Consider the following 13721-nt stretch of genomic DNA (forward strand, 5'->3'; position numbering starts at 1 on the left):
GTTATATCAATTAGTGGAAAATCCTACAGATTAAAGGATCATATTAAACAAGAATCATAATAAAACCTACATTCTTAAATGATCAAAAACATGCATTATAAACTTGACATTTATATTCCTTTGCAGTACGAAAAATTACACTACCCTCTACAGTAATTCCAAGTGGTGAGAATAAATTTTCTGTTGCAAAATCAAACACAGATTGTCCAGTCACTTTTATGATAATGCCCGACAAAATATCAGGTCCTATGAGTGGCGCGTATCTAAATTTCCCGATATGTTCCGTACCTCCTAATAAATCAAGGGTAAATTTTACCGAGTCATCACTAGTAAAGTACTTTATATAGTTGTAGGGCGCAAACCGATATTTATACGGAGCTGTCATTGTTAGCAGATTTTCGAGTGTAACCTTCTGTATCGTTTTTTCTCCTCTTTTAACGGTGTAATCAGGGAAAAACTCCAATACTTTCTGATTGATACTTTTGATATAGCCTTTGTCCATGGCAATCCCAATTAATATAGAAACAATACTTTTAGCTACGGAATAAACATGGATAGTGCTAGCAGCCGTGCAGCCGCTAAAGTAGTTTTCGTATAGTATTTTGCCGTCCTTTAATACAACCATGCACGCAATATTGCTATAGTCATGGATTATAATCTTTTCAAGTTCTCTAATTTTTTTCAGATTCATGCAATTAATTTCCTCCTTTAAATTTTAGAGGATATCCTTGAAATTAATGATATATCCATTAAAAATGCTTTACAATACCTATTTTTAAAAAAATTATATTAAATTATCAGCTGCAAACCTTTTTGGACATGTCTCAACTATTTAATTAATTAATATAATTCGGCTTCGATTGTTATTTCACCCCCCTTTTCTCATTCTAAACTTTTCATACCAATTAACGGTCTGATAAGGCTGGTGTTACTCGACTGTTTCTATGGATTCCACGATGCTCATTCTTGCAATCTTTTTGAGTGGGATACACGTTGCTATCAAACAGACTAGGATGGAAATAACAGTTGCTTCTAAAATCGGCACAATAGGTATTGCTACCAGCTCTAGACTGTCCGTGGTAGCGGCTCCAACAAAAACTGTACAGATGTAACCTGTTACCGGACCAACAACAGCTGCAATCATGCCGTAATAGGCACCCTCCCACAAAAATGTCTTATAGAGGCTGGCGGAGCTCATTCCAATCGTCCGCTGGTCAAATCAACCCGTATCAGTTTATCCGCATAACGCATAGCGTTGGATATCAAATTTTCAGCAACATTATACACAGTATCTTTGTCTAACCAAACACTTTTCTCCGTGGCACTGCTATGAAACTCAATAGCAAAACCAGCACTTTTACCCAAGATAGAAATGCTGTCGCTTAGTTCCGTGGAAAAGGCTTCCCATTCAAGCGGTATCGGATTGCAGTAAATTTCTTCCAACTTTTGTGCGCTAGTCATGGCTTCCACATAAGTCTCAATTCGTCCGGTATATTGCTCAATCAAAGAAATGGTATCACGCTCTCTTGCTGCTGTCAGATTACCATTTTCAAGACCCTTTTGCAGTATTTGTGCCGAGCCTTTTAGAACAGTAACTGGGTTACAACATACACCTGATAGTTTATCATTTCAAAGTAATTTTTCATCATGGTAATAATACCTTTTTCATCGTCAACCAATAAGATTTTTTTGTTCACTGTTCCGGCCTCCTTTTGTAGGATCCCTTTTATCATTACATACAAATCTCAAGATTTTCTCAACTTTCTCAATTTATAGGTTGATTTTTGATATCTTCCGTCCTCTGTCTTCTTTGTATCCTTTGGTATAATCCAAATATTACCATTTTAATCACACCCTTAATTCGCCCATTAAAACAATATAATTCACCATTTGAGCAGTGATACTCCATTTTTCTCAGGTTTCTTTTATCGTCATATAGCCCATATTGATACACTTTTCATCGTGCCTTTAGATTTATTAATATCACATTTTGTAATAAGGGACAGTTCATAAGCGCATATGGTCAAAAGTACTTGCGATACTTGCGACAAAGTTCCATTGCCTTACCATATAGTTTTTTAAATTAACTGTATTGAATTGATATGCTGTATATATTCTATCTAAATCTAATTCTGAACTTATTAAACCACACTGTTCAATAGCTTTAGCTGCAGCGTATCCACTTTCTATTCCGGCAGAAATACCTTCTCCCATCGGATTTAAAAAACCTGCTGTTTCTCCTGCAAACAAAACTTTTCCTTTTCCGTATTCAACTTGACATCCTGGCATAATATGCGGCATCAACCATTTTTCTTCTCGTTCTTGTTTCTCAATTTTCAGATTATGATGTTGTTTCATATAAGATAGAAACTGAGAATAATAATACTCAATTTTTCTTATGTCTTTGACAGATACTCCAAGTATTAAATAATTATCCTTTACATTAAACCACGCATCATACTCTGATAATTGTGGTTGCAAATAAGCATAAAAGTAATGATAATCTAAATCTATTGAACCTTTGTTAAAGGTTTGATAAGTTGTAATATAATTTTTGGGAGTATTAGTCAGTTTTCGCTTTATTGAGCTGACCACACCATCACAGACAACTACATATTTTGCATATTCGGTATATTCAATTGCACCTTTTAATTGTACTTCTACACCATCTGGATAATCGTCACAAGATATTGCCACGGTTTCGTCACGAAACTCTGCACCAGCTTCAACTGCTTTTTGTGTCAACCAATAATCAAACGAGCTTCTCCAAATATTTAAGCATTCCTGTTCGTATCGATATTCTTTTCCTTTATCATTTGTAAAAATCATTCCCCTATTATCTGTAGGTGTGCATTGAGTAAAAAATGGCGTTGCTTCTCCAAAATATTGCTCAACCAAATTCATTGATTTCTTTATTAAAATACCGGAACAAGATTTGTTTCTAGGCATTTTGAACTTTTCTAATAATAAAACTCTATATCCATTACTGGCTAATTCCTTAGCAGCACTACTGCCAGTAGGGCCAGCACCAATTACAATTACATCGTACATTATAAATTCCTCCATATAATTAAACTATTTACTCATGATAGACGATCACAAATAAACGTTCAAATGTGAACAAGGCTCTATTATCAGACTGAGCCAGGTAGTCCACTTTGATTCCTTCGAAAACATCATTTGAAAAACCTAAATGCAGTTCGGTTCGCAACTTGTCAAGATAAGGTTTCAGTCCTATTGATTAAATCATATCTAAGATATTAGTATTATTCTCCATCACATAGTATTTTGTAGCCCACAAAACTATGGTAATGCTTTTTTCGTTAAGTTAATCATAATAGCTTTTATCGGAATAAAAATTATAACCAACTTTGAAATCTCTAAAACTTCTTAAACCAACTTTATTTTTGAGTTAGATACAAATACTGGCTACCTCTTTTCACCAAGATTTTTTAAAATTTCGTGATAGCGTATTGTTGCCAATGCACTTGGTTTACCTTTTTTACAGAAAGAAAACTTGGCCAACTTCGGAACAACACGCTCAACAATAATCTGTCCATCCACCATCTTAGATTCCAACGCTTTCAAGGCCTCCAGAAATCGTTTATCCTCCTTTGCACGGTTATAAAAGGATAAAACATATACATAAACAAAAATATTGTAGTTGCGGAAGGGATATTCGATCTGCATAAACAGTGTGCCCATTCCATAATGGCATGGGCCAATCGGTTTCCGGATTGTCCAATGCTCAAGCAAGAAATCTACAGCCCTATCAAGCGCTGGTTCTTTATTGAGATAATCACTAAATCGGAATGCATCCAAAACAGTAAGTGTTGGGAAGGGGTTTGAATACTCAGTTTCCGGACCTCGTCCAAAGCTATACTTGTTGCAACGCCAGCCGCCATCGTTATATTGTGTATCCAAAAGGTGTAGAAAGGTTTTTTGCAGTTTGGAATCACAGGTATAACCCATGTGGCAAAGCACATTGACAGCATTGGCAGTATGGCATGGGTAAATTGAACCTTGCGGGTACACCTTAAAACTTCCATCTTCCCTCCATGCACTGAATATTATGATGGCGCATTCTTTAAGTAAAGGCTCGTTGGATTCCATTCCTAATTCCAACAGATATAGTATGCTATCCAGCGTGGAGAAAGGGGATCCTTTTATTAATCGTTTGTCAGGTGTAGTCCAATAGTCTGCGCCATTATCATACCTATGCGATAATATAGCTTCAACATCTGAAATATATTTCTTCTCTATAGCCATTTCTATCTCCTCCATATACTTCATTTTTTTACATAGGTCACTCAGTGAGAATAGTCCTATTTTCCTTCACCAAGCAACTCTATTTCCATATCTTCCAACGCTTTTACATAATCTCTTCCATCAGAAGCAGTGTAGGCAAATTTTACCCACACTAAACTTTTTTCAAGTTCACCTTCTCTAAAAATATTTCTTATATGTTTACCAATCACACTTCTATCTCGCTGAAATAATTCAACCATTTGGTCAATAGACAGTCAATAGTAGTTCTATTTTTGTCAAACCATCTTCGATCTGGTACATTATAATTTCAGAGTTCATATTCATACTCATACTCGTTGCACACTTTCTTTTATTATACATGTTTTATTAAAATATTCCCATTATTATACAAAAAAGAGATGAGTTTACGTGATATCAAAGAGAAATCTCAAAATCCCATACTATGTTATGTGCAGAAGTATTACCGAAGTGACTCTTTTAAAAAATGATAGTAAATTTAAGAAATTATATTTGAATAAATGCTTATAGTTGAGATATGTCCCTATTAGCTACTCATTCTAGTACCTTGCAATGCATGATACGTCTATTTTGTATTGCAAGGTACTTGTTTTGTCAAGTTTTTTATTCCTACCCTTTGTCTGCTACTCTACTCAAAATAAAATAAATCCTCAAACTTTTTTTCAAGAGCGATACAAAGAATAAGTGCCAATTTAGAAGTTGGGTTAAACTGACCCGTTTCAATAGAGCTGATTGTGTTTCTCGATACACCCACCATTTCAGCAAGTTCGCTTTGAGAAATTCCTTTTTCTACACGTGCTACTTTTAATCGATTTTATTTGCACGATATTTTCCAAATCAATCTGATCCGATTAAGGCAAACCATAAACTCAAGACATGTCGCTCATCATGTATTAGTTTCTAGTTCCACCTTGACGTCATATCTTCTATTTCACTATGATAAGGTCACAGATTGATTCCACATGGCTCGAGTTGATGTCATTGATGTCTTAATCAGATTTTGTAGCATTACGTTTGAGGGAACATATATTGTGATAAGAATTCCAATGATATTTCATTGATGAATTCTAATGTTTCATAACCTGGTTTTGAATAATTGCCTCCAAGCATCTTGCATAACGCGGGCGAAGTTCTCACAAGGTCTGTTAAAGTAAAGTGATTACTGCCAGGGATGTGATAGTTTATAGCTTTTCCATTATTATACAAATAATTTGCGTTTTGAGCATATTTATTATCATTGCCTATTAGCATGTATCCGGTATCACTGTATACATTCATAACCGCACTTTTATATGGCTCGGTATTCCATGTAAACTCATCTTCGGAATATCCTGTGATGTCGTACATATACGGTGCTTCAAGTGCAATCACGGCACTTATGTCATCTCGCATTCGTGCTGTTCCAAGAACTGCAGCACCTCCTAGGGAGTGACCCGCAAGACCTATATTTTGCGGATTTATCAATGAATAGAAACTGTTACCGGGCTGTCTTGTTTCTGCAATGATTGTGTTAATTACCTGGTTGATATCTGCCATACGGATACCCATCCATTTTTTATAGAGCATATATGAATTGGCAATGTCTTTATTTGAGTCTTCCATATTTAATTCTTGGAAATAGTCTCGATCTATCCACACTTTCTTTCCGTCTATCGAAGCATATAATGCATGATAGGGATGGGCAATGCTCGCAACAACAAACCCATGGCTTGCCAGTTCCTCAAATAATGAAGCATTGCTTGTCTTTACACTTATCCCCCCGTGTGAGAAAACAACTAATGGACAGCTGTTTCTTTCTATGCTTTTATCGGTAGGATAGTATACTTTCAAGGATAATTTTCGAATGCTCCCATCGTTAAGAAATGCCTCCAATCTAGAATTATCATTAATCTGCACAACGACCGAATCAAAGGAAAAAGGGCCGGTAGTTTTGATAGCGGATAAGCCTGGAAACAAAACTTTCGCAACGGCTAAAAATACACATACAACGATCAAGATTCTTATAAATACTTTCCTTAGCTTAGTTGGTACAGGAGTTTTATGCACAGTCGTCATTACCACCTACATTCTAAATATATTTTCAATAAAAGAGCTTTCATAAATTTCTTAAAGTTTCTGATCACAAGTAGGTGAACCTACTCGTGTAGTCATTTTTCAAGTTAATCGTTCATCTCTCGTTTTTACTGCTGCAAGTTTCGGAGTCAAATACCCTTGCCATACAATGGGCTCGCGAGAAAAAAACAGGCGTTAGCCGGCCCAGCATTGTCTGAAGTCTAATGTCCAACCACCTGGGGTTAGATCCTCGTCCACCTGGACTCCATAAAAGGTGGAACGCCTTCACTAAGATTGATCTTTGCCGTCCACAAGTAGGTTTTTGGCCACTGACGGAAGATCTTTGCGACGTTAAAAAGGAATTTTAAGAAAAGAGTCCTGGGGCGTGGCTCCCACCCGCCGCTGGGGTTAAGTGTTACTTCCACCTCGTCACCACTGCGACTAACCTCATAAGTACCTCTCACCACCCCTGCAGACTCATCCGCGCTAAGTACGAATTCACCGCTAAAAGAAGTATTATCCGCAATGTAGGCGATTTCCGGGAAGGGTGGATGAAACTCGGATGCAAATCTATGGCTTTTGCGACTTGAACTAATGCGGGCAAAGGCGGGACAATTCTGTTGCTCTGAAAGCTCATAAAGAGTGTCATTCGGCCCGTAAAGCTTGTTTCCTTCCCTTCTAAGTGGCTCAAGCGCCTGTGACTGTGATGGGCACCAGTCCACCAGAAATGTATCAGAACTGTAGCGCATGAAGTACACGCGAGAACCATTAAGTGGGAATGGAAAGGTATCCGGTTTATGAGTCCGGCCGTTAATGCTAATGGTTACGTCAGTATTCGCCCGGCGGACAAAATCAAACTTAAACATCAGATAGACAGGTAGAGACGAGGGATTAGCCGAAGAGCTTCCCACAGGCGCTAATAGCGAAAAGGGGTTGGTTGGCTTCTGGCTTTTTTCCACAATTTCAACTTCCACCTTACGGCCAGCTTTGTCCTTAAAGGCGAAGGCCACGTCAACGCCGCTTGTGGTCACGCTAAAACGGGCATTGGTCATGGGACTTATAATGGTATCAGCCAGCCCCTTTGCTGCTACGTCTATTCTATCCTCTTTGGTCAGGCCAGGTTGCTGGTACACATCTATATAGCCGTCCTTGCGCCAGGCTATAATTCTTAAGCCTGTACCGTAGGAAGCATCATCAAACCACTGGGGCTCAAAACCAATGTAGACTTCGTCCGGATCCCTCTCAAAATTGATGAGGAACAATCGTTCAATGTGGCTTATGTTTAATGAAAAAGGTGAATACATATGAAAACCTCCAGTCGTGTTTGAATAGTTATCCTATTAAAAAAAGTATGTTTGTTATTTCTCTTTTCAATTTTCTAGTCCCCCTTAAAGCTACTCATTTCACTATATGGCAGATGAATAAACTTAAATATATTAGCATGTAGATTAAGCAGCTTGAAATCATACTGATTCTTCTCTATCATTTTGAATGCCTAGAGAGAGGGTACTACAAAATGTATGATCATATACATATAAGAACCTATGGAAAAAATCAACTTACCAGGACACCATGTTTTAATAAGGATAAACATATCTTATAATACAGATTTAATAATTTTTAAAATAGCTTTTACTACAGCAGAATGACCTGCACCGTTTATCTGATTTGTAGTACCAGTAAAGTATAAATCAGTATCAGGATTATACCATGCAAAGGAACCAGTTTGTCCCCAGAACCCTAAAACTTCTGTGATCGGTTTAAACGGAGAGATAATTCTAGGTATAAATAATTTTTCCAACCCTATGCCATAGAAGAAAAGACTAGGTGGAGGTAATATTAAATTCCACTTTTTGAAGTATTCTATATTCTCTTTAGGAAAAAAATGTCCTTTAAAAAATTCTTTTAAAAAAATCATTGATTCCTCTGCTGTAGAAACAATACCACCTTCAGCTGTTACTGATGCGATGTAATTCGGAACCCATAGTTGTTATTAATATGGAATTACCATCTTTACTTAGTATTTGATATTGGTAGTCCTGACTTTATAAAGATCAAATACAGTCACAAGGTTTCTAGTTTTAAAGCTATCTCTATTTTTTTAATGAGATGCCTTTGTGATTACTCTTATAAGGACATTTGTAAAGAGATTGGCAACTTGACTCTTTCAGAAGTTGCCAAGCTCTCTGGTAAAGGGTTTACTCTTATTAATGCTGATCCTAAATATCAGAACTTATTACCACAATTGTTAGAACGAATAAGAGCTGCCTAAGCAACCCTTGTTAATAACTTCTCCTTACTTTTTATACCATTAATAAATGGTTTTATTACCATGCCTATATCTTTCTTTAACACCTTCTAACTTAATTATTTTTTTGTTTTCTTTTCTCAGTAATTTTAAGAAATTATATTTGAATTAACACTTATGGTTGAGACATGTCCCTACTCGTTTAAAAATACGCACAAATTTTGAAATTTCTATATTAGAACATCTCCATTGAGAGCGTTTTATAGTAAAATTTTTTACAACTTTCAAAATCTTTTTCACAAATTGATTTATAAACACTCACATGATCATCTAAATCATCATTGTATTTTTTTTGAAGCCATAGATCATTTTTCTTAGAAATAATTCCCGAAAGATACTGCCGAATGATGTTTTTTGTAAATATAAATACATCAGCATATACAGAATTATGACTCATTAAACAAATTTGATAGTGAAAAAGCAAATCCTCGTCAACTAGTGTATTTAAAGACTCATCTGTAAGGCATTTACGAAATTCTTCTTTGGCTACTAAATATTGATCTAAGCTAGTTTTCAATTCAAGTTCTTCTTCTTTTGTGGCATTTAAAATAGCTAATCTACAACACTCAACTTCTATTAATCTACGAAGTGCATATATTTCTTCAAAAGACTTCTTTTCATAATAAAAATCAGATACATGGTGAAATATATGAGAAATAGAAAAAGATTTTACATAAGTACCGTCTCCTGCACGTGTTTCAACAACACCAATCGTGCTCAGTGTCTGTAACGCCATACGAACAGTTAACCTGTTTACACCGTATAGAGCTGACAAATCACTCTCAGAAGGCAGTTTTGTTCCCGTTGTCCATTCACCTGATAAAATCCCCTCTTTTAAATTGGAACAAACTTGATCTACAGCAGAAATATGTGTGATTTTCTTATTTTTTTTATTATCCATTTTTGATGCACCTTTATTATTTATTATTTTCCTTTTTCTCAATCTATTTTTACATAATAGTCCCTAAAAATCAATTATTAATTTTTCGTTGACTCGCAATTCCGTTTAATATATAATTCACTTAGCGAACAAGTGAACAAATATAATAATGGAGGTTGAATTAATGATTATTACAAAAGTGGATATTTTTCAAGTGAAAGACCCACAAAATCCTATTTGGAAACCTATTCTATGTCGTATTTATACAGATGAAGGTATCTATGGGGATGGGGAATCTGCTATGGCATACGGTATAGGTTCTACTGGTGCTTATGGCATGGTTCAAGATCTATCTAAATTGATCATTGGCATGGACCCTCTTGACAATGAAGTCATTTGGAACAAGTTATACAAAGAAACCTTTTGGGGACAAAATGGGGGGTGTGTCTTTACCGCTGGAATGAGTGCTATTGACTTAGCACTATGGGACATTCGAGGGAAGTTCTTTAATGTACCTGTGTATAAACTCTTAGGCGGTAAGCGACAAGATAATTTAAGAACTTACGCCAGTCAACTTCAATTTGGATGGCAACCTTCTATGGAACAAGCTCGTACCTTAGAAGACTATATTAATCATGCAAAACAGGCAGTCTCAGAAGGCTACGACTGCATAAAAATCGATTTTTTCACTTTCAAAGAAACCGCTGAAGAAGGCAGTTATAGCGATATCGAACGTACAACTCTACTCTCTCCAGACACACTTGATAAAATTGTGGCTAGAGTTGCTGCTGTTCGTGAAGCTATTGGACCAAAAGTCGATTTAATTATTGAAAATCATTCTTTCTTAGATTCACAATCTGCTGTTCAATTCGGCAGACTTGTTGAAAAGTATAATATTTTTTACTATGAAGAACCCAACACACCTGATCCCACAACCGCAAAATATATATCAGAACGTTTAAACTTCCCTATTGCCAGTGGTGAACGTATTTATACCCGATGGCAATACGCTAAATATTTTGAAAACGCTTCCCTTCAAGTGATTCAACCAGATTTAGGCACTTGTGGTGGTATTACTGAAGTAAAGAAGATCGCAGACATGGCTTATACTTATGATGTGGCTGTTCAAATTCACGCTTGTGGAAGCCCTATCTGCACTGCGGCAGCATTGCAGATAGAGTGTGTCATTCCAAATTTTATTATTCATGAGCATCATATTGTAAATCTATGTGATTTTAATAAAAAACTTTGCAAGTACGACTATCAACCTGTTAATGGTAAATTTAAAGTACCTGATCGTCCTGGTTTAGGTAATGAATTATCCGATTTTGTACTTAATGGACCAAAAGTCACCATCAGTGGTGATGATGTATTTTGGTCCATGTAAAGCGCTAATTACAATAATAATTGGTAGTGTCAAATAACTTATGAAAAAATGCTTTATAGAAAATTCTGCGTTATGTTGACTCAATTATACTTCAAAAAAGGGTGGTCACTATATTTTTTTGTGAAACCCTTAAAAATAAAAGGTGTAAAGCTAAACTGAATAAGTTTAGTTGACAATACATAAAAATTTAGGAGGGAATTTATGAAAAAAGAGTCTACATTAAATGATAGTGGTGTTTTAGGGTTCACTGAATTATGGGCACTGGGGATTGGACAGGTAATCGGAGCTGGGGTAATCACTCTGATTGGTCCTGCTATAGGCTTGACAGGGTATTCTGTATGGCTCGCTTACTTTATCGCTATTATCATCGGTGCCATTACCAATCTTCCCATTATTATTTTTTCATCTGTAACAAAGTATTCTGGTGGTGATTATTCAATTATTACGATGTTAGGTGGTCAAAAAGTAGGCGGTATGTATATTGTGGGATTTTCTCTGCAAACATTAGGTTTATCTCTATTTGCAACTGCTCTAGGCATGTATATTACCTCCATGTTTCCAATTATTAATGGTAAACTTATTGGTATTATATTCCTGATATTGTTTTATGCCATCAATTTAATGGGGCTTGCTAATATGGCTAAAGTTCAGAAAATCATGAGCGCTATCTTAGTTGCCGCTTTGCTCATGTTTATCATTGTTGGTGCTACTAAAGCAGATTTTTCTCAATCTTTTAGTTTTACAAGTTCAATATTTTTCTCAAATGGCAGCAAAGGATTTTGGGCGGCTGTTATGCTCTTAGTCTACTCTTGTCAAGGTTACAAATACAATGTTAATTATGGTGGACAAACTAAGAATGCCACAAAAAATTTACCCATATCAATGCTCGCTGTTATTCCTGTATTGATGATTGTCTACACCGGTGCAGCACTTATTGGCTCTGCTATATTGCCATTAGAAGTTGTCGCAGGTCAACCTTTAACACTTGCTGCAAAAACTATTTTACCAAATGCACTTTTCTATGCATTCATGTTCGGTGGTCCTATCATGGCATTACTCACAACGATGAATTCAAGTTATGGTGCAATGGTTGGTCCTTTTGTAAAGGCATCTCAAGACGGTTGGTTTCCAGAAAAGCTGGCTTCAATGAACAAACGTGGTGGCGCTTATATTATACTAACCATCCAATTAATCGTTGGCTTAGTTCCAGTACTTCTAAATTTCTCTGTTATTAAAATTGTCAGCAATATGATGTTAATCACTTCAGTTTATAACTTCTTATTATTCTATTCATTATGGCAAGTGCCTAAAAAAATGCCTACGAAATGGGCAAAAGCAACTATGCATACAAATAATGTTGTCTACTATGGTATTATCATTGCAGCAATTTTCGTTCAAGGGCTTATAGGATGGAACTCCATTAAATCTCTAACGACCCCATTAGCTATATTTAATATTGTAGCACTATTGCTTTGCTTTATTTATGCCATTACACGCCATAATTCACATAAAACACATGTCGATACAGAAGGTATGTTGGAATTAAGCTAAAAAATTGAACACTAAAAAATGAGTTGTAAGAAAGGATGATTGTAGATGAAAATCAGAAAAATTGAAGTTTTTCACATGAATACTGCCAATAATAAAATGAATAGTCCCATAGGCTGCCGAATTTATACCGACACAGGGCTCTATGGCGATGGTGAAGCTGGCATGGCATACGGTACTGGTGGGAGTGCTGCTTACGGTATGGTATGTGATCTTGCTGAACTCATTATTGGTATGAACCCACTTGAGAATGAAGTGATTTGGGAAAAGATGTACAAGAGCACCTTTTGGGGACAAAATGGTGGCCCAGTGGTCTTTTCAGGTATTGCTGCTATTGATGTTGCTTTATGGGATATTAAAGGTAAGCATTTTGGAGTACCTTGCTATACCCTACTCGGTGGAAAAATGAGAGAGAATTTACGTTGCTATGCCAGTCAATTGCAATTTGGATGGGGTAAAATAGATGAACCCCAAGTTTGGGCAACGTCTCTTGAGGATTATGCAAGCAATGCGCTTCTCGCCATGGCTGAAGGTTATGATGCCATTAAAGTGGATTTCTTTGATCGAGATGAAGCTGGTAAAAGTTTGAACTCCCTTGAGCAAACAGGTTTACTTTCACCTAAAAAACTGAACATGGTTGAAGCTCGGATTAAAGCTGTAAGAGATGCAATAGGTCCAGATGTGGATATTATCATGGAAAATCACTCTTATCCTGATGCTATAAGTGCTGTACAACTTGGAAAACTCGCAGAAAAGTATAATATTTGGGCTTTTGAAGAACCTAATACCCCCTCAGTTAAAACATCAGAGTATATTGCCAAAAATCTTTCAATCCCCATTGCCAATGGAGAACGCATTTTCTCACGCTGGCAATATGCACCCTACTTTGAGAAAAATCTGATTCAATTAGCCCAACCTGATATCGGGAATTGCGGTGGTATAACTGAAGTGAAAAAAATATGTGATTTAGCCTATATCTATGATGTCGCTATACAAATTCATGTGGCTGGCAGCCCACTTGCCACTAATGTGGCATTACACCTTGAAGCAGCAATCCCAAACTTTACGATTCATGAACATCACGTTGCTAATCGTATGGATACTTCTAAAGGCTTAACTAAATTTAACTTGCAACCAGAAAACGGATATTTTACAGTACCTGAATTGCCTGGTATTGGAAACGAATTCTTACAGTCTGCTATAGATAATTCTTACGAAAGAAAAGTAATTGAATAACATATAAACAAATAATAAAGGGG

General features: G+C 36.2%; 13 protein-coding genes and 1 pseudogene. 3 read left to right on the forward strand and 11 right to left on the reverse strand.

The window, feature by feature from the left end:
* Positions 1 to 82: 82 nt before the first annotated feature.
* The 11 genes and pseudogenes from GC105_RS11105 to GC105_RS11150 form a co-directional block, all read right to left on the reverse strand.
* Complete coding sequence (locus tag GC105_RS11105; RefSeq protein WP_152804752.1) at positions 83 to 691, reverse strand: serine hydrolase; 609 nt, start codon at positions 689 to 691, stop codon at positions 83 to 85.
* Between the two features lie 237 nt (positions 692 to 928).
* Positions 929 to 1198: an FtsX-like permease family protein gene (locus GC105_RS11110; protein WP_152804754.1), complete on the reverse strand. Its 270-nt coding sequence runs from the start codon at positions 1196 to 1198 to the stop codon at positions 929 to 931.
* On the reverse strand, positions 1195 to 1506 hold the full coding sequence (locus GC105_RS11115) for a HAMP domain-containing histidine kinase (RefSeq protein ID WP_193708390.1): 312 nt from the start codon (positions 1504 to 1506) through the stop codon (positions 1195 to 1197). Before GC105_RS11115 ends, GC105_RS11110 begins: the two co-directional genes overlap by 4 nt.
* A 501-nt stretch (positions 1507 to 2007) precedes the next feature.
* Positions 2008 to 3051, reverse strand: coding sequence for an NAD(P)/FAD-dependent oxidoreductase (locus GC105_RS11120; protein WP_152804757.1), 1044 nt, complete (start codon positions 3049 to 3051; stop codon positions 2008 to 2010).
* Positions 3052 to 3429: 378 nt separating this feature from the next.
* Positions 3430 to 4269 (reverse strand): prenyltransferase/squalene oxidase repeat-containing protein, encoded by an 840-nt coding sequence (locus GC105_RS11125; protein WP_152804759.1) that lies wholly within the window; start codon positions 4267 to 4269, stop codon positions 3430 to 3432.
* 56 nt (positions 4270 to 4325) lie between these two features.
* The gene (locus GC105_RS16920; RefSeq protein ID WP_193708391.1) at positions 4326 to 4508 is read right to left on the reverse strand and encodes a virulence RhuM family protein; all 183 of its coding nucleotides are present in this window, start codon (positions 4506 to 4508) and stop codon (positions 4326 to 4328) included.
* Between the two features lie 407 nt (positions 4509 to 4915).
* A pseudogene (locus tag GC105_RS11130) lies at positions 4916 to 5101 on the reverse strand (helix-turn-helix transcriptional regulator); the annotation flags it as partial.
* 194 nt (positions 5102 to 5295) lie between these two features.
* Positions 5296 to 6342, reverse strand: a complete 1047-nt coding sequence (locus GC105_RS11135; RefSeq protein ID WP_152804761.1) for an alpha/beta hydrolase family protein — start codon at positions 6340 to 6342, stop codon at positions 5296 to 5298.
* A gap of 239 nt (positions 6343 to 6581) precedes the next feature.
* A complete protein-coding gene (locus tag GC105_RS11140) occupies positions 6582 to 7643 on the reverse strand; it encodes a hypothetical protein (RefSeq protein WP_152804763.1) in 1062 nt (353 codons plus the stop codon).
* A 293-nt stretch (positions 7644 to 7936) separates the two neighbouring features.
* Positions 7937 to 8257 carry a hypothetical protein gene (locus GC105_RS11145; protein ID WP_193708392.1) on the reverse strand — a complete coding sequence of 107 codons (321 nt, stop codon included), beginning with the start codon at positions 8255 to 8257 and terminating at the stop codon, positions 7937 to 7939.
* Between the two features lie 565 nt (positions 8258 to 8822).
* Positions 8823 to 9590 (reverse strand): FadR/GntR family transcriptional regulator, encoded by a 768-nt coding sequence (locus GC105_RS11150; RefSeq protein WP_193708393.1) that lies wholly within the window; start codon positions 9588 to 9590, stop codon positions 8823 to 8825.
* Between the two features lie 121 nt (positions 9591 to 9711).
* On the opposite strand from GC105_RS11150, the gene GC105_RS11155 reads away from it, so the two are divergent.
* The 3 genes from GC105_RS11155 (at position 9712) to GC105_RS11165 (ending at position 13698) form a co-directional block, all read left to right on the forward strand.
* A complete protein-coding gene (locus GC105_RS11155; protein WP_152804767.1) occupies positions 9712 to 10914 on the forward strand; it encodes a mandelate racemase/muconate lactonizing enzyme family protein in 1203 nt (400 codons plus the stop codon).
* Between the two features lie 201 nt (positions 10915 to 11115).
* Positions 11116 to 12465, forward strand: coding sequence for an APC family permease (locus GC105_RS11160; protein WP_152804769.1), 1350 nt, complete (start codon positions 11116 to 11118; stop codon positions 12463 to 12465).
* A gap of 45 nt (positions 12466 to 12510) precedes the next feature.
* A complete protein-coding gene (locus GC105_RS11165) occupies positions 12511 to 13698 on the forward strand; it encodes a mandelate racemase/muconate lactonizing enzyme family protein (RefSeq protein ID WP_152804771.1) in 1188 nt (395 codons plus the stop codon).
* The last annotated feature ends 23 nt before the right edge of the window (positions 13699 to 13721 follow it).

It is taken from the genome of Alkalibaculum sporogenes (genome assembly GCF_009362815.1).
In the GTDB taxonomy this organism is placed as follows: domain Bacteria; phylum Bacillota; class Clostridia; order Eubacteriales; family Alkalibacteraceae; genus Alkalibaculum_A; species Alkalibaculum_A sporogenes.

What these genes read in the sequence shown, in the direction of transcription:
- GC105_RS11165 (WP_152804771.1), top strand. Translation starts at nt 12,511, where the DNA reads ATGAAAATCAGAAAAATTGAAGTTTTTCACATGAATACTGCCAATAAT.
- GC105_RS11125 (WP_152804759.1), bottom strand. Translation starts at nt 4,269, where the DNA reads ATGGCTATAGAGAAGAAATATATTTCAGATGTTGAAGCTATATTATCG.
- GC105_RS11120 (WP_152804757.1), bottom strand. Translation starts at nt 3,051, where the DNA reads ATGTACGATGTAATTGTAATTGGTGCTGGCCCTACTGGCAGTAGTGCT.
- GC105_RS11135 (WP_152804761.1), bottom strand. Translation starts at nt 6,342, where the DNA reads ATGACGACTGTGCATAAAACTCCTGTACCAACTAAGCTAAGGAAAGTA.
- GC105_RS11145 (WP_193708392.1), bottom strand. Translation starts at nt 8,257, where the DNA reads ATGATTTTTTTAAAAGAATTTTTTAAAGGACATTTTTTTCCTAAAGAG.
- GC105_RS11105 (WP_152804752.1), bottom strand. Translation starts at nt 691, where the DNA reads ATGAATCTGAAAAAAATTAGAGAACTTGAAAAGATTATAATCCATGAC.
- GC105_RS11110 (WP_152804754.1), bottom strand. Translation starts at nt 1,198, where the DNA reads ATGAGCTCCGCCAGCCTCTATAAGACATTTTTGTGGGAGGGTGCCTAT.
- GC105_RS16920 (WP_193708391.1), bottom strand. Translation starts at nt 4,508, where the DNA reads ATGGTTGAATTATTTCAGCGAGATAGAAGTGTGATTGGTAAACATATA.
- GC105_RS11160 (WP_152804769.1), top strand. Translation starts at nt 11,116, where the DNA reads ATGAAAAAAGAGTCTACATTAAATGATAGTGGTGTTTTAGGGTTCACT.
- GC105_RS11140 (WP_152804763.1), bottom strand. Translation starts at nt 7,643, where the DNA reads ATGTATTCACCTTTTTCATTAAACATAAGCCACATTGAACGATTGTTC.
- GC105_RS11155 (WP_152804767.1), top strand. Translation starts at nt 9,712, where the DNA reads ATGATTATTACAAAAGTGGATATTTTTCAAGTGAAAGACCCACAAAAT.